This window comes from Klebsiella scottii, from assembly GCF_036561945.1.
Classification (GTDB): Bacteria; Pseudomonadota; Gammaproteobacteria; order Enterobacterales; family Enterobacteriaceae; genus Klebsiella; species Klebsiella scottii.
In genome coordinates this window covers 1,293,764-1,308,548 of record NZ_JARXNI010000020.1, presented here as the reverse complement: position 1 = coordinate 1,308,548, position 14,785 = coordinate 1,293,764, and the positions used below count along the sequence as shown (strand labels likewise).

At 56.4% G+C, this 14,785-nt stretch carries 16 protein-coding genes and 1 tRNA gene; 11 read left to right on the top strand and 6 right to left on the bottom strand.

The features are described 5' to 3' along the window. The first annotated feature begins 21 nt into the window (after positions 1–21). Positions 22–669: a ribonuclease T gene (gene rnt, locus QFI97_RS13835; RefSeq protein WP_095103054.1), complete on the top strand. Its 648-nt coding sequence runs from the start codon at positions 22–24 to the stop codon at positions 667–669. Positions 670–721: 52 nt separating this feature from the next. Here rnt and QFI97_RS13830 read toward each other — a convergent pair whose 3' ends face one another. Continuing rightward, the gene (locus QFI97_RS13830; protein WP_095103052.1) at positions 722–1,069 is read right to left on the bottom strand and encodes a Grx4 family monothiol glutaredoxin; all 348 of its coding nucleotides are present in this window, start codon (positions 1,067–1,069) and stop codon (positions 722–724) included. Positions 1,070–1,406: 337 nt separating this feature from the next. Between QFI97_RS13830 and QFI97_RS13825 the strand changes: the two genes are divergently transcribed. Both QFI97_RS13825 and sodB read left to right on the top strand, forming a co-directional pair. Next, on the top strand, positions 1,407–2,291 hold the full coding sequence (locus tag QFI97_RS13825) for a C40 family peptidase (protein WP_095103050.1): 885 nt from the start codon (positions 1,407–1,409) through the stop codon (positions 2,289–2,291). Between the two features lie 120 nt (positions 2,292–2,411). Further along, positions 2,412–2,993 carry a superoxide dismutase [Fe] gene (gene sodB / locus QFI97_RS13820; RefSeq protein ID WP_331850373.1) on the top strand — a complete coding sequence of 194 codons (582 nt, stop codon included), beginning with the start codon at positions 2,412–2,414 and terminating at the stop codon, positions 2,991–2,993. 39 nt (positions 2,994–3,032) lie between these two features. Here the strand turns inward: sodB and QFI97_RS13815 are convergent, their stop codons facing one another. Both QFI97_RS13815 and cydH read right to left on the bottom strand, forming a co-directional pair. Next, positions 3,033–4,199 (bottom strand): MFS transporter, encoded by a 1,167-nt coding sequence (locus tag QFI97_RS13815; RefSeq protein WP_095103046.1) that lies wholly within the window; start codon positions 4,197–4,199, stop codon positions 3,033–3,035. A gap of 163 nt (positions 4,200–4,362) precedes the next feature. Further along, positions 4,363–4,452: a cytochrome bd-I oxidase subunit CydH gene (gene cydH / locus QFI97_RS13810; protein ID WP_004862736.1), complete on the bottom strand. Its 90-nt coding sequence runs from the start codon at positions 4,450–4,452 to the stop codon at positions 4,363–4,365. 294 nt (positions 4,453–4,746) lie between these two features. Between cydH and purR the strand changes: the two genes are divergently transcribed. Further along, the gene (gene purR, locus QFI97_RS13805) at positions 4,747–5,772 is read left to right on the top strand and encodes an HTH-type transcriptional repressor PurR (RefSeq protein WP_095103044.1); all 1,026 of its coding nucleotides are present in this window, start codon (positions 4,747–4,749) and stop codon (positions 5,770–5,772) included. A gap of 17 nt (positions 5,773–5,789) precedes the next feature. Here purR and punR read toward each other — a convergent pair whose 3' ends face one another. Continuing rightward, positions 5,790–6,701, bottom strand: a complete 912-nt coding sequence (punR, locus tag QFI97_RS13800) for a DNA-binding transcriptional activator PunR (RefSeq protein ID WP_123708176.1) — start codon at positions 6,699–6,701, stop codon at positions 5,790–5,792. Between the two features lie 112 nt (positions 6,702–6,813). Between punR and punC the strand changes: the two genes are divergently transcribed. Both punC and cfa read left to right on the top strand, forming a co-directional pair. Beyond that, positions 6,814–7,998, top strand: a complete 1,185-nt coding sequence (gene punC, locus QFI97_RS13795) for a purine nucleoside transporter PunC (RefSeq protein WP_346431383.1) — start codon at positions 6,814–6,816, stop codon at positions 7,996–7,998. A 298-nt stretch (positions 7,999–8,296) separates the two neighbouring features. After that, on the top strand, positions 8,297–9,445 hold the full coding sequence (gene cfa, locus QFI97_RS13790) for a cyclopropane fatty acyl phospholipid synthase (RefSeq protein ID WP_095103037.1): 1,149 nt from the start codon (positions 8,297–8,299) through the stop codon (positions 9,443–9,445). Positions 9,446–9,616: 171 nt separating this feature from the next. Here cfa and QFI97_RS13785 read toward each other — a convergent pair whose 3' ends face one another. Further along, positions 9,617–10,252 (bottom strand): riboflavin synthase subunit alpha, encoded by a 636-nt coding sequence (locus QFI97_RS13785; RefSeq protein ID WP_095103035.1) that lies wholly within the window; start codon positions 10,250–10,252, stop codon positions 9,617–9,619. Between the two features lie 216 nt (positions 10,253–10,468). On the opposite strand from QFI97_RS13785, the gene mdtK reads away from it, so the two are divergent. Continuing rightward, positions 10,469–11,842, top strand: a complete 1,374-nt coding sequence (gene mdtK / locus QFI97_RS13780; RefSeq protein WP_095103033.1) for an MdtK family multidrug efflux MATE transporter — start codon at positions 10,469–10,471, stop codon at positions 11,840–11,842. A gap of 35 nt (positions 11,843–11,877) precedes the next feature. On the opposite strand, the gene QFI97_RS13775 is transcribed toward mdtK, so the two are convergent. After that, the gene (locus QFI97_RS13775; protein ID WP_331850370.1) at positions 11,878–12,786 is read right to left on the bottom strand and encodes a LysR family transcriptional regulator; all 909 of its coding nucleotides are present in this window, start codon (positions 12,784–12,786) and stop codon (positions 11,878–11,880) included. Positions 12,787–12,893: 107 nt separating this feature from the next. Here QFI97_RS13775 and QFI97_RS13770 point away from each other — a divergent pair, with 107 nt between their 5' ends. The 4 genes from QFI97_RS13770 (at position 12,894) to QFI97_RS13760 (ending at position 14,784) form a co-directional block, all read left to right on the top strand. Then, positions 12,894–13,523, top strand: coding sequence for an NADPH-dependent F420 reductase (locus tag QFI97_RS13770; protein ID WP_346431382.1), 630 nt, complete (start codon positions 12,894–12,896; stop codon positions 13,521–13,523). 188 nt (positions 13,524–13,711) lie between these two features. Beyond that, positions 13,712–14,137 (top strand): acid resistance repetitive basic protein Asr, encoded by a 426-nt coding sequence (asr, locus tag QFI97_RS13765; protein ID WP_346431381.1) that lies wholly within the window; start codon positions 13,712–13,714, stop codon positions 14,135–14,137. 69 nt (positions 14,138–14,206) lie between these two features. Then, a complete protein-coding gene (gene ydgU, locus QFI97_RS23595; protein WP_455430947.1) occupies positions 14,207–14,290 on the top strand; it encodes a small membrane protein YdgU in 84 nt (27 codons plus the stop codon). Positions 14,291–14,707: 417 nt separating this feature from the next. Next, a tRNA-Val gene (locus QFI97_RS13760) sits at positions 14,708–14,784 on the top strand. Position 14,785: the final 1 nt, after the last annotated feature.

Genomic DNA, 14,785 nt, shown 5'->3' with positions numbered 1-14,785 from the left:
TTTTCCAGTAAAGAGAATCTGATGTCCGAGAACGTTCAACTTAATGGTCTGTGCGACCGTTTTCGCGGTTTTTACCCTGTGGTTATCGATGTCGAAACCGCCGGGTTCAATGCCAAAACCGACGCCCTGCTTGAGATCGCTGCCATTACGCTGAAAATGGATGAGCAGGGCTGGTTGATGCCGGACGAAACGTTGCATTTTCATGTTGAACCTTTCGAGGGTGCGAACCTGCAGCCCGAAGCGCTGGCATTTAACGGCATCAACCCTAACGATCCGGAACGCGGGGCGGTAAGCGAGTACGACGCGCTGCACGCGATTTTCAAAATGGTCCGCAAAGGGATGAAGGACAGCGATTGTAATCGCGCCATCATGGTGGCGCATAACGCCACTTTCGATCTCAGTTTTACCATGGCTGCCGCCGAGCGCGCCGGGCTAAAACGCAATCCGTTCCACCCTTTCGTCACCTTTGATACCGCCGCGCTGAGCGGGCTGGCGCTCGGTCAGACCGTGCTGTCTAAAGCCTGCCTTGCCGCCGGTATGGCGTTTGATGGCACCAAGGCGCACTCTGCGCTGTACGATACCGACCAGACCGCCCGGCTGTTCTGCGAGATAGTCAACCGCTGGAAGCGTCTTGGCGGATGGCCGCTACCGCAGCCTGAAGCGGAATAAGAGACAAAAAAAAGCGACTTCACTGGAAGTCGCTTTTTTACTGGCAGCAAAATTATTCTGCTTTCGGCTCGTCGGCCTTGTACTTCGCCGCCGTTTCTTTGATCAGCTGCTGTAGCTCACCGCGCTGATACATTTCAATCACGATGTCGCAACCGCCAACCAGCTCACCATCAACCCACAGCTGCGGGAAGGTCGGCCAGTTTGCATACTTCGGCAGCTCCGCGCGGATGTCCGGATTCTGCAGGATATCTACGTAGGCAAAGCGTTCGCCGCACGCAGACAGCGCCTGCACGGTCTGAGCGGAAAAGCCGCAGCTTGGCAGTTTCGGCGATCCTTTCATGTACAGCAGGATCGGGTTTTCAGCGATTTGACGTTCGATTTTTTCTACAGTAGTACTCATTGTCATGCTTCCTTAACTTCTATACGGCAGTAATTTGTCATTGTAGCGTCCTGAACGCAGGACAGATAATAACATTTTGTTCACTCGTTCTATTTTATCTTCTGTGGACTGAAGTTGCCTTAAAAATATTACTTCATCAGCCAGCGCGCCGTCCTGCCGCGCACTTTCTGTACAAGGCGGTCAATGTCTGGCATATTTTTTTGCAATTGTTAATCAAACGACACTTTAGATACAAAAGAGTATTAACTTTCAGGGTTTTTATGCATTAGAATCGTTGGGTTTTGTCATTCATGGTCAGGTATGTGTACATGTCTGTAATTAATCAGGGGAGTGCTCGGTGGCGCGGCTAAACAAAATCGCGATTTCGCTCTGCGCATTACTGTTTACATCTATCTCATTTACACCACTGGCGCATGCTTCAGGGCATACGCACGCCTCCGCCGCGTCAAAAGCGCATCAGGCAAAGGGCACCACCGAACGCAAGAAAAAAGTCTCCGGTCAGAAAACAAAATCCAGCGCCAAAACCTCCAGCAAGAAAGCATCGACCTCCTCCCGCGCCAAACACCCTACCCGCACCACCGCCTCCAGCCAAACGGCATTAAACCGTCAGGCCGCCGGCGGAACCAAAAAGTGCGTGTTGCGCAAGGGCTATAAAAAGCAGTGCGCGACGTCGGCTAAGTCAAACATCGAACCGACGCGGGCGATGGCCAACGTGCAGCAGAAATGCGTCGTGCGGAAAGGCTACAAAAAGCGCTGTAAGCCGGTGGTTGAAGAGGAAGTGCCGCTGACGCTGGCCGATGCGCATAAGGTGCGGGTGCAAAAAGCGCAGAGCACCGCCATGTCGAAGCTGATGGGCCAAATTGGCAAGCCCTACCGCTGGGGCGGCACCTCGCCGCGCACCGGCTTTGACTGCAGCGGGCTGGTTTATTACGCCTATAAAGACCTGGTGAAAATTCATATCCCGCGGACGGCGAACGAGATGTACCACCTGCGCGATGCTCGCCCCGTAGATCGCGGTGAGCTGCAGAGCGGCGATCTGGTCTTCTTCCGCACCCGCGGCCGCGGCACGGCGGATCACGTCGGCGTGTACGTCGGTAACGGTAAATTTATTCAGTCGCCGCGTACCGGACGCGATATTCAGATTACCTCGTTAAGCGAAGATTACTGGGTTCGCCACTACGTTGGCGCCCGCCGCGTGATGACGCCTAAAACCATCCGCTGACGACCACCTGCCGCGCCTGCGGCAGGTTAACTCTCTCTTTTGCCACATCTTTTAATTTGCTACTATCTCCCTGTGCATTACATGGTTATTGCACGCATTAATATAATAAGGAGAGTAGCAATGTCGTTCGAATTACCTGCATTACCATATGCGAAAGACGCCCTGGCGCCGCACATTTCCGCTGAAACCCTGGAATACCATTACGGTAAGCATCACCAGGCCTACGTCACTAACCTCAACAACCTGATCAAGGGCACCGCTTTTGAAGGCCACTCTTTAGAAGAGATCGTTCGTTCTTCCGAAGGCGGCGTCTTTAACAACGCGGCCCAGGTCTGGAACCACACCTTCTACTGGAACTGTCTCGCGCCGAATGCCGGCGGTGAGCCGGAAGGCGAACTGGCGGCAGCAATCGCCAAATCCTTCGGCAGCTTTGCTGATTTTAAAGCGCAATTCACCGATGCTGCGGTGAAAAACTTCGGCGCTGGCTGGACGTGGCTGGTCAAAAATGCCGACGGCAGCCTGGCGATTGTCTCCACCAGCAACGCCGGTACGCCGCTCACCGGCAATGCCGCACCGCTGCTGACCGTGGATGTCTGGGAACATGCTTATTACATTGACTACCGTAACGCCCGTCCAAACTATCTGGAGCACTTCTGGGCGCTGGTAAACTGGAAGTTTGTCGCGGCTAATCTGGCGGCATAAAACTCTACCGCAGAAGGGTTTCCCCTTCTGCGGTAATTATTAGCGGCTGGCTAAGGCCTCTTCCGGCCGCGAGCGACCGCTGAACAACACCAGCATCAGCGCCACCCCGGCAATGATAGCGCCCATCACCGGAACAAATGCGTAGCCCAGGCCAGAAGAAATCACCGCCCCGCCGGCCGCCGCGCCGAGCGCATTCCCAAGGTTAAACGCTCCGATATTCACCGAAGAAGAGAGCCCCGGCGCTTCGTGAGCCACGCGCATCACGCGCATTTGCAGCGGCGGCACCACGGCAAACGTCGCCGCGCCCCACACCACCATGCTGATGGCCGCGCCAATCTGCGACTGCGCCAGCAGCGGGATCGCCAGCATGATAACCATCAGCAGCAGTAAAAAGCCCTTCAGCGTGCCGGAAACCGAGCGGTCGGCAAATTTTCCGCCAAGATAATTGCCCAGAGAGAAGCCGACGCCAATCAGTACCAGCATCGCGGTGACGAACAGCGGCGAGGCGTGGGTAATGGTATGCAGCACCGGCGAAATATAGGTATAGAGGGTGAACATCGCCCCGGCTCCGAGCACGGTGGTCAGCAGCGCGGAGAGCACCTGCGGCCGCATCAAAACCGACAGCTCCTCCTTCACGTTCGGCCGCTGCCCTGCGCTGCCTTTTGGCAACGAGAACCACAGGCCGATCATCGCCACCAGGCCAAGACCCGCCGTGGCAAGAAAGGACATGCGCCAGCCGATGGTTTCACCCAGCCAGGTCGCCGCCGGGACGCCGCCAATGTTGGCGATGGTCAGCCCCATAAACATAGTTGCCACCGCGCTGGCCTGCTTGTGTTTAGGGACCACGCTCGCGGCCACCACCGAGCCGAGGCCGAAGAAGGCGCCGTGGTTCAGGCTGGTGATAATGCGCGAAAGCAGCAGCGTGGTGTAATCCGGCGCCATTGACGAGAGGACGTTGCCAAGGGTGAAAATAGCCATCAGGAAAATCAGCGCACTGCGGCGCGCGCGATGCGACAGCAGCAGCGTCATCAGCGGTGCTCCGACCATCACGCCGATAGCATAGGCGCTGATCAGCATCCCCGCGGCGGGAATAGACACATCCACGCCTTTAGCGATAACCGGCAGTAATCCCATCGGGGAAAATTCGGTCGTACCGATACCAAACGCCCCAACGGCCAGCGCTAACAGGGGAAAGTTGATTTTCATTCAATGACTCCAGCAAACCGTCCTCAGCGACGGTATCTCATCAGAAGTCAAAAGCATGACATCAATCACAGAAAAACAAAAGTAAACGAAATGGCAAAAGATTTTTGCGAATTTGATAATAATGCGCGGGAACGGGGGGAAAGGAGCCTCTCCCCCGAAAAAATTAGTGCAGTACGGCGGTCAGCCCTGCGGCCACGATCAGACCCAGTACAATAATCGTCGTGGTCAGCGAAAACTTTAAATCTGTATCCATCAATTTTCCCCCTGATTATCCCCACAAGAAAAGTGAGCCTGCTCATTTTTGCACAATATTGCACAAAAATCTTCTGAGATTTAGGGTGATGCACATTTTTACTCTTCCCCTTTGCCGCAAGATCGGACAAAATCCCACGCTAATTTGAAAGCGTATCGGCCATTGACCCCTTCCTGTCGTTCTGTGTCGTTTCCCGACGTGATGCAATGTTGAACATTGTGCTCAGGGTGTGTATAGGCAAACGTTTCCGTATCGATAATCAGACGATCAGGTCAAGGTCTGGAGAGAGAAGTAATGGCAACAATTAAAGATGTAGCGAAGCGCGCAAACGTTTCCACTACAACAGTTTCACATGTAATTAACAAAACCCGTTTTGTGGCTGAAGAGACCCGCAACGCGGTATGGGCTGCCATCAAAGAGCTGCACTACTCTCCGAGTGCGGTGGCGCGCAGCCTGAAGGTTAATCACACTAAATCGATCGGTCTGCTGGCTACCAGCAGCGAAGCGGCCTATTTCGCCGAGATTATCGAGTCCGTTGAGAAGAGCTGCTTCCAGAAGGGCTACACCTTGATTCTGGGCAACGCCTGGAACGATCCGGAAAAGCAGCAGGCCTACCTGTCGATGATGGCGCAAAAGCGCGTCGACGGCCTGCTGGTGATGTGTTCCGAATATCCGCAGTCGGTGCTGTCCATGCTGGAAGAGTACCGCAACATCCCGATGGTCGTCATGGACTGGGGTGAGTCCAAGGCTGATTTTACCGATTCGGTGATCGATAACGCCTTTGAAGGCGGCTATATGGCCGGTCGCTACCTCGTTGAGCGCGGCCACCGTGAAATCGGCGTGATCCCGGGCCCGCTGGAGCGCAATACCGGCGCCGGACGCCTGGCCGGTTTTATGAAAGCGATGGAAGAAGCGCAGATTAGCGTCCCGGAAAGCTGGGTTGTTCAGGGCGACTTCGAGCCGGAATCCGGCTACCGCGCCATGCAGCAGATCCTCAGCCAGCCGCATCGCCCGACCGCCATATTCTGCGGCGGCGATATCATGGCAATGGGAGCCATCTGCGCCGCCGACGAAATGGGCCTGCGCGTCCCGCAGGATATTTCGCTCATTGGCTATGACAACGTGCGCAACGCCCGCTACTTCAGCCCGGCGCTGACCACCATCCATCAGCCGAAGGATTCACTCGGCGAAGCCGCATTCAATATGCTGATGGACCGTATCGTCAATAAGCGCGAAGAGTCGCAGTCTATCGAAGTTCACCCGCGACTGGTCGAGCGTCGCTCGGTGATCGACGGCCCGTTCGTCGACTACCGCCGCTAATCCTGCCGTGGCGCCGGCTATTCCGGCGCCCGCAGCCACTCCCGATTTAACGTTTCGCTGTCGCCAAGATAGTCCAGCAGCCAGGAGAGAGCCGGTGAGATATCGCTCTGCTGCCAGGTCAGGCAGCACGCGGCGTCCGGGAACGGATTTTCCAGCTCCAGCGCCGTCCACTCGCCGCTATCGATCCGCGGGCGGGCAAAGTGCGACGGCACCATGCCGATGCAGAGTCCGGCCGACAGGCAGGTGGCCGAGGCGTCCCAGTCCGGCACCACCACTCTCTTCTGGTTATCCAGCAGCCACGTCGTGCGCTTGGGCAACGAACGCGACGTATCCTCCCTGACCAGCGACGGCCAGTTGCGCAACGTGTCATCGCTCAGCGGGCCGCTCATTTTCGCCAGCGGATGGTGGCTGGCCACCACGCAGTGCCAGCTCAGCATGCCCATATCACGAAAGGCGTAGCGTCCGCCGACCGGAATCGAGCGGGTCGCGCCGATGGCCAGCTCCACGCGGCCGTCGGCCAGCGCATCCCAGACGCCGTTAAACACCTCCTGAAAGACAATCAGCTCGACGTCCGGAAAGTGACGATAAAAATCGACAATCATCTGCCGCATCCGCGCCGGCTTAACGATATCGTCAACCGCGATCGAGAGCTGCCCGCGCCAGCCGTTGGCGATCTGCTGGCACTGACGGCGGGTGATCTGCATTTTTTTGATAACAGAACGCCCTTCCTGTAAAAACCACACGCCGGCCGGCGTGAGCTCAACGTCCCGGTGGCGTCGCTCAAAGAGCGGAACGGCCAGCCATTCTTCGAGCTGACGCACGGTGTAGCTGACCGCCGAGGGTACACGATGCAGCTCCTGAGCCGCCGCGCTGAAGCTGCCGTTGCGCGCAACCGCATCAACCACTTCAAGAGAGTATTCGGACCACATATTCTGCCTGCAAATTTTTTGAACGCATGTAACAAATATTAGCGTTTCACAAGCCAGAATGCACTCCCTACACTCAGCGGCATCTTACCTGCATCAGAAGAAAGAGAACTTTATGCAACAACCTGGGAAAGGATTTTTGGTTTGGCTGGCGGGCCTCAGCGTGCTCGGCTTCCTGGCAACCGATATGTATCTGCCGGCGTTTTCGGCGATCCAACAGGATCTCAACACTTCGGCGGCTTCTGTCAGCGCCAGCCTCAGCGTGTTTCTCGCCGGTTTCGCCATTGGTCAGCTGTTCTGGGGCCCGGTCTCCGATCGCTACGGGCGCAAGCCGGTGCTGCTCAGCGGCCTGGCGATCTTCGCCGTCGGCTGCCTTGGCATGCTGTGGGTGCAGAACGCGACCCTGATGCTGGCGCTGCGATTTGTGCAGGCCATCGGCGTCTGCGCGGCGGCGGTAACCTGGCAGGCGATGGTCACCGACTATTATCCAGCCCAACGTACTAACCGCATCTTCGCCACCATTATGCCGCTGGTAGGTCTATCGCCGGCCCTGGCACCGCTGCTCGGCAGCTGGCTGCTCGCCCATTTCGACTGGCAGGCTATCTTCGCGACCCTGTTGGTCATCGCCCTGCTGCTGATGCTGCCCGCGTTACGCCTCAAGCCGGTGAGCAAGCCCGAGAGCGGTACGCAGAAAAAACTGACCTTCCTGGCGCTGCTGCGCTCACGCGAATATAGCGGCAACGTGCTGATTTACGCCGCCTGCTCCGCCAGCTTTTTCGCCTGGCTGACCGGCTCGCCGTTTATTCTGCATGACATGGGCTACGGGCCAACCGCAATCGGCCTGAGCTACGTGCCGCAGACTATCGCCTTTTTAATCGGCGGATACGGCTGCCGGGCGGCGCTGCAGAAATGGCAGGGGCAGCAGCTGCTGCCGTGGCTGCTGGTCATTTTTGCTATCAGCGTTGCCGCCACCTGGCTGGTGGGACTGCAGCAGGATGTCTCCATCGTGGCGCTGATGGCACCGTTCTGCGTGATGGCTATCGTTAACGGCGGGATTTACCCGATTGTCGTCGCTCAGGCCCTGCGGCCATTCCCTCAGGCCACGGGTCGCGCCGCCGCGCTGCAGAATACCCTGCAGCTCGGACTGTGCTTCCTGACCAGCCTGCTGGTGTCGACGCTGATTGCCACCCCGCTGCTCACCACAACCAGCGTGATGCTGGCCTCCATCGCGCTGGCCGGGCTGGGGTATGTCATGCAGCTGCATACAACCCGTCTGAGCACCGAGTCGTCACACGCATAAAAGGGTTTCAGTGATGTTACGGTCCAGTAATTAGCCTGCTAATATCTTTTTATTGAAAGCCTTAAAATAGGGGCCTATACTGGATCCCGTATCACATAAATAGAAAGTTTATCGATATTAACGGGGGCAGGATGCCTCCCGTTTAACCATGGAAGGCCTTTCGGCAAGGGTTATCTCCCTTCCTCTGTTCTACGTCGGATAGCAGCTTCACGGATTTTTCCGTGAGATTTCTCACAATGCCAAAAAAAGCGTCTACGCTGTTTTAAGGTTCTGATCACTTGGGCGTGATGGAGAAGCTATGAGTTCATCGTGTATAGAAGAAGTAAGTGTACCAAATGATGACTGGTACCGAATTACAGCTGAGTTACTCGGTCGTGCGGGTATTGAAATTAATGGCCCCGCTCCCGCCGATCTACGGATAAAAAACCCCCTCTTTTTTAAGCGCGTACTACAGGAAGGGTCTCTGGGGTTAGGTGAAAGCTATATGGACGGCTGGTGGGACTGCGAGCGTCTGGATATTTTCTTCCACAAGGTGCTGCGCGCCGGGCTGGAAAACCAGCTTCCCCGCCATATCAAAGACACGCTGCGTATTGCTGCCGCTCGCCTGTTCAATCTGCAAAGTAAAAAACGTTCCTGGATAGTCGGCAAAGAGCACTACGATCTTGGCAACGATCTTTTTAGTCGGATGCTCGATCCCTATATGCAATATTCCTGTGCTTACTGGAAAGAGGCGCAATCTCTGGAAGAGGCCCAGCAGGCTAAATTAGATCTTATTTGCCGTAAGCTGCAGCTTGAGCCCGGGATGCGGGTGCTGGATATTGGCTGCGGCTGGGGCGGTCTGGCCTATTACATGGCAAAAAATTATCACGTTAGCGTGGTTGGCGTGACCATTTCTGCCGAACAGCAAAAAATGGCCCAGCAGCGGTGTGAAGGATTAGACGTCACTATCCTGCTGCAGGACTATCGCGACTTACATGATAGTTTTGACCGGATAGTTTCCGTCGGTATGTTTGAGCACGTGGGGCCGAAAAACTACGCAACCTATTTCGATGTAGTCGACCGAAATATGAAAGCGGACGGTCGTTTTTTACTGCACACCATCGGTTCAAACAAAACGGACCTGAGCGTCGATCCGTGGATCAATAAATATATCTTCCCTAACGGCTGCCTGCCGTCGGTACGCCATATTGCGCAAGCCAGCGAAACGCATTTCGTTATGGAAGACTGGCACAATATAGGCGCCGATTACGATACCACGCTGATGGCCTGGTACGAGCGGTTCCTCGCCAGCTGGCCGGATATTGCCGATAACTATACCGAGCGTTTCAAGCGCATGTTCAGCTATTATCTGAACGCCTGCGCCGGCGCCTTCCGCGCGCGCGATATTCAGCTGTGGCAGGTGGTGTTTTCTCGCGGCGTTGAGAACGGCCTTCGCGTTGCGCGCTAAGCCTGCATCCACCTATCACGCCTGCCGGTGGCTGCACCGGCAGGCTTTTTTTTGCCCCATCCTGTCTTTATTTCCGCGATGCTGCACGTTAGGCGCGGAAAACGCCCGCAGCGGGGCCTGGCACCCCGCTGAATCCGGCAGAAAGAACGCATAGCAGACGACCCGGGACTATTACTCTTCCGTCGCCTTTTGCACGGCCTCTTTCGCCGCCAGCACGCGCTCAACGGTATCGACCACCGCCTGCGTCTGCGGATCAATTTCGATATTCACCCGGTCACCCAGCTTTTTCACGCCCAGGGTGGTGCGCTGCAGCGTTTCCGGGATCAGGTGCACGCAGAAGCGCGTCGGCGTGACTTCGCCAACCGTCAGGCTGATGCCATCAACGCCGATAAAGCCTTTATACAGAATGTACTTCATCAGCGTCGGATCCTGGACCTTGAACCAGATCTGGCGGTTATTTTCCGAGGTCAGGATCTTAACCACCTCCGCGGTGGTCATAATATGGCCGGACATCAGATGGCCGCCGATTTCGTCACTGAACTTCGCCGCGCGCTCGACGTTCACCACGTCACCTTGACGCACGGCGCCGAGGTTAGTGATACGCAGGGTTTCTTTCATCAGGTCAAAACTGATGCGCGCGCCGTCAATCTCGGTTACCGTCAGACAGCAGCCGTTGTGCGCAACCGACGCGCCGGTTTCAAGTCCGTCGAGCATGTGCTCAGGCAGTTCCACCACGTGGGTACGAAAGTTGGGCTTCTCATCGATGGACACCACTCTAGCGGTCCCCTGCACAATGCCAGTAAACATGCTTTGCTCCTGTAGAAATGCTCACAATATATTAATCGGGAACAATAACAGGTGGTAAATAAGGTTGCCAGCACGCATCGTGCCCTACCATTTTTTCACTGGCTTAATGGCTAATCCTCGCTACAATAGACTGGCTAATCCCTCTGTTTTTTCTTCTCGCTGCCATTTACGGCGGCTTTTTTAGTCTCAAAATAACAACAATATAAAGGTGTACAGGTGCAGAAGTACTTCATTGAAGCGCGTCAGTTGTTAGCACTGGCTATTCCCGTCATCCTTGCGCAGGTGGCCCAGACGTCAATGGGCTTCGTCGATACCGTCATGGCGGGCGGCTATAGCGCCACCGATATGGCGGCAGTTGCTATCGGAACCTCCATCTGGCTGCCGGCGATCCTCTTTGGTCACGGCCTGCTGCTGGCGTTAACCCCGGTCGTCGCTCAGCTCAACGGCTCCGGGCGCCGTGAGCGCATCGCGCACCAGGTGCGCCAGGGTTTTTGGCTGGCGGGGTTCGTCTCCGTGCTGGTGATGGTGGTGCTGTGGAACGCCGGCTATATCATCAGCTCAATGCATAATATTGACCCGTCGCTGGCGGATAAAGCCGTCGGCTACCTGCGCGCGCTGCTGTGGGGGGCTCCAGGCTACCTCTTCTTCCAGGTTGCGCGTAACCAGTGCGAAGGCCTGGCGAAAACCAAGCCGGGGATGGTTATGGGCTTCATCGGCCTGCTGGTGAACATCCCGGTAAACTACATCTTTATCTACGGCCATTTCGGGATGCCGGAACTGGGCGGCGTTGGCTGCGGCGTGGCAACGGCTTCCGTTTACTGGGTGATGTTTTTCAGCATGATCTCCTGGGTTCGCCGGTCGCGCTCAATGCGTGATATTCGGGGCGCCGAGGGGTTCAGCAAGCCGGATTTCGCCGTCCTCAAGCGTCTGGTTCAGCTTGGGCTGCCGATCGCGCTGGCGCTGTTTTTCGAAGTGACCCTGTTTGCGGTGGTTGCGCTGCTGGTGTCTCCGCTGGGCATTGTCGATGTCGCCGGCCATCAGATTGCGCTTAACTTCAGCTCGCTGATGTTCGTTTTACCGCTATCGCTGGCGGCGGCGGTGACTATTCGCGTCGGTTTTCGCCTCGGTCAGGGCTCAACCCTGGATGCGCAAACCTCCGCCAGAACCGGCGTCGGCGTTGGCGTCTGTATGGCCGCGATCACCGCGATTTTCACCATCCTGATGCGTAAACAAATCGCGCTCCTCTATAACGACAACCCGGAAGTAGTGGTGCTGGCTTCCCAGCTGATGCTGCTGGCGGCGATATATCAGATTTCTGACTCCGTCCAGGTCATTGGCAGCGGGATCCTGCGCGGCTATAAAGATACGCGATCAATCTTCTTTATTACCTTCACCGCCTACTGGGTTCTGGGGCTGCCGAGCGGCTACGTGCTGGCATTAACCGATATGGTCGTTCCGCGTATGGGGCCTGCCGGCTTCTGGTGTGGATTTATTATCGGGTTAACCTCCGCGGCGATCCTGATGATGCTGCGGATGCGCTTCCTCCAGCGTCAGCCGTCGAACGTCATTTTACAGCGCGCTGCGCGCTAGCCTCCTGCGGCGCCCCGTTTGTGGGGCGCCGTTTCTCAGCGATAGCCGGGTCCGCGCGGACCTAGCGCCTTTCTCAGCGCCTCCACGAAGCATTTTATTTTGGTCGTTCGTCGGCGTCCGGCCGGCACCAGCACATGCATCGGCCGCGAAGGGCCGGAAAATCCCGATAAAACCTGCACCAGCCTCCCCTGCTCAACTTCAACTCTCAGCACCTCTTCAGGCCCGAGGGTGATGCCGTGCCCGGCGAGAGCGGCGTTCATCAGCGCTTTCCAGTCGTTCGAGCGGAAGCGCCCGGCGGGTTTCACTTCTACCGTGGTTCCCTCCCTGGTGAACTGCCAGCGGCAGGCGTTCATGGCCGACCAGTGGCCGTAGACCAGGCAGGAGTGTTGCTGCAGATCGGCCGGCGTCTGCGGCTCGCCGTGGCGCAAAATATAGTCAGGAGAGGCGCAGGCAATTAGCCGGTAAGGGAGAAGCGGCCAGGCGACCATCGTGCTGTCGGCCAGATCGCCGATGCGAATAATGACCTCGAACTCCTCTTCTATCGGGTCGACGATACGATCGCTGAGCGTCAGCTCAACCTGAACATCGGGGTAGCGGGCGAGATAGTCGGTGATAAACGTCGATAGCGCATGCGAGCCGAAGGTGACCGGCGCATTGACTCTGATGATGCCTGAGGGGGTCGCTTTCATCTCCAGCGCCAGCGCGTCCGCCTCGGCGACTTCGTCCAGCACGACGCGGCAGCGTTCATAATAGCTGCGGCCGATATCGGTAAGCGTTTGCCGTCGCGTCGTCCGCGCGATGAGTGAGGTGCCGAGATGCGCCTCCAGCGCGGCCACGTGGCGGGCAACCATCTGCGGCGAAAGCTGCAGCTGCTCGGCGACGGCGGCAAATGAGCCGGTTTCCGCCGCCTTGACGAAAACCTTCATGCTGGTGAGCTGGTCCATGATTCACTCATTTTAGTTGTTTATCATGCAACCATCTTACGATTTATCTTCTGTGATGAGGGAATTAAATTTATTCACTCAACGAGGCAATTTGTCAGGAGTGAAAGATGAAGATCGGAATAATAGGTGCCGGGTTTGTGGGGCGATCTATCGCGAAACTTGCCCTGCAGGCCGGGCATGAAGTCATGCTCAGCAACTCGCGGGGGCCGCAGACGCTGTTCAGCCTGCGGCCGATGATCGGCTGTCAGGTTGGCAGCGCAGACGAAGCCGCCGAATTTGGCGAGGTGGTGGTGATTGCCGTCCCTCTCAGCGCCGTAAACGCGCTGCCGGTCGCCGGTATTAAAAATAAACAGGTCTTGGATGCGGTCAATTACTACCCTGACCGGGACGGCGAAATCGCCGAGCTCGATAGCGGGCAAACCACCACCAGTGAATTACTGGCGCGTATCCTGCCCGCCGCCAGAATAACCAAAGCCTTTAACGCCATTCCGATGACGCAGCTGGAAAGCGATGGCTTACCCGCAGGGGCGGAAAATCGCCGGGCGCTGCCGCTGGCGGGCGATGACGCAGAGGGGAAAGCCATCGCCGCCGCGCTGTACGAAGCCTTTGGTTTTGATGCCGTTGACGCCGGGCCGCTGTCCGAGGGGTGGCGCTTTGAACGCGGCACACCCGCCTATTGCGTACGCATGACCCGCCAGGAGCTTGTCTCAACGCTTGCCCGAACGCCGCGCGGCTAAGCTATGCTCCACCTCCGCTAACGCTTTCTCGTTAGCGGATAACCTCTTACGCTCTCCCGCCACCTCATCGTACATTCGGTTACCTGCCGATACCAAACACTCACTGAACTCCCGCAATGACCAGCATATAGTTGTTTCAACAGCCCCGCAGTGGGGTTAACTGAAGAAACATTTTCGAGGATATCAGAATGAAAAAAGTATTAGCTCTGGTCGTTGCCGCTGCTATGGGTCTGTCTTCTGCTGCTTTCGCCGCTGACGCGGTAAGCACCACTCAGGCTCCGGCTGCTGCAACTCACAGCACCACTGCCAGGACCACTCATCACAAAAAACATCACAAAGCCGCCGCTAAACCGGCCGCAGAGCAGAAAGCTCAGGCTGTGAAAAAACACAAAAAAGCTGAAGCTAAACCGGCTGCCGCTCAGAAAGCCCAGGCCGCTAAGAAACACCACAAAGCAGCCGCTAAACCAGCCGCTACCCAGAAAGCCCAGGCCGCTAAAAAACACCACAAAGCAGCCGCTAAACCAGTAGCGCAGAAAGCTCAGGCTGCTAAAAAACATCACAAAACCACCAAACACCATGCTGCGGCTAAACCTGCTGCACAGCCGGCTGCATAATTAATCGGGTTAGTCTGGTTTCGTAGTAAATCGGCGCTGCTTCAGCGCCGATTTTTTTAGGAGAGCACTATGCTGCAACGCTATCGTTTTGAGCTCATTCTGATCCTGTTGATAATCTGCGCACTCTTCACCCTTCGCCTTATATTTAAATAACATTCACGCCTGCTAAAACCATAAAAAGGCCGCAGCGGCGATCTTGGGAACATCAATACTATAAACGGCCCGCGCAGATGCTTTTAATTAAGTGCGACGCGTCACGTCTAATACCCCAGGCGCAACGTCAATGACTACGAACTGGCCGTATGAAGTACCGGTAGAGGTATCCGGCTTCGCCTGAACGCCCCGCTATTCAATGGACTCCCCTCCGGGCAAGGTAAAGCCCCCCTGACGACCGGTCGATAAAGCCTGCCGGGCGGAACGGGACAACAAATATCCTTTATCATCAGTAAAATATAGGCAATATGAGTAAAACTTCCGCAATCGCGTGCGATCTGCAAGAAAAGTGACGTTTGCCTCTTGCCACAACCTCTCCCGATCGCTAATATGCGTCCCCGTTGTCACCACAACATTGCGTTCATAGCTCAGTTGGTTAGAGCACCACCTTGACATGGTGGGGGTCGTTGGTTCGAGTCCAATTGAACGCACCAT

Excerpts from the sequence above, each read along its gene's own strand:
- QFI97_RS13770 (WP_346431382.1), top strand. The coding sequence starts at position 12,894 with ATGAAGATCGGAATAATAGGTGCCGGGTTTGTGGGGCGATCTATCGCG.
- ydgU (WP_455430947.1), top strand. The coding sequence starts at position 14,207 with ATGCTGCAACGCTATCGTTTTGAGCTCATTCTGATCCTGTTGATAATC.
- punC (WP_346431383.1), top strand. The coding sequence starts at position 6,814 with ATGCAACAACCTGGGAAAGGATTTTTGGTTTGGCTGGCGGGCCTCAGC.
- QFI97_RS13785 (WP_095103035.1), bottom strand. The coding sequence starts at position 10,252 with ATGTTTACTGGCATTGTGCAGGGGACCGCTAGAGTGGTGTCCATCGAT.
- punR (WP_123708176.1), bottom strand. The coding sequence starts at position 6,701 with ATGTGGTCCGAATACTCTCTTGAAGTGGTTGATGCGGTTGCGCGCAAC.
- cydH (WP_004862736.1), bottom strand. The coding sequence starts at position 4,452 with ATGGATACAGATTTAAAGTTTTCGCTGACCACGACGATTATTGTACTG.
- rnt (WP_095103054.1), top strand. The coding sequence starts at position 22 with ATGTCCGAGAACGTTCAACTTAATGGTCTGTGCGACCGTTTTCGCGGT.
- purR (WP_095103044.1), top strand. The coding sequence starts at position 4,747 with ATGGCAACAATTAAAGATGTAGCGAAGCGCGCAAACGTTTCCACTACA.
- cfa (WP_095103037.1), top strand. The coding sequence starts at position 8,297 with ATGAGTTCATCGTGTATAGAAGAAGTAAGTGTACCAAATGATGACTGG.
- sodB (WP_331850373.1), top strand. The coding sequence starts at position 2,412 with ATGTCGTTCGAATTACCTGCATTACCATATGCGAAAGACGCCCTGGCG.
- asr (WP_346431381.1), top strand. The coding sequence starts at position 13,712 with ATGAAAAAAGTATTAGCTCTGGTCGTTGCCGCTGCTATGGGTCTGTCT.
- QFI97_RS13775 (WP_331850370.1), bottom strand. The coding sequence starts at position 12,786 with ATGGACCAGCTCACCAGCATGAAGGTTTTCGTCAAGGCGGCGGAAACC.
- QFI97_RS13830 (WP_095103052.1), bottom strand. The coding sequence starts at position 1,069 with ATGAGTACTACTGTAGAAAAAATCGAACGTCAAATCGCTGAAAACCCG.
- QFI97_RS13815 (WP_095103046.1), bottom strand. The coding sequence starts at position 4,199 with ATGAAAATCAACTTTCCCCTGTTAGCGCTGGCCGTTGGGGCGTTTGGT.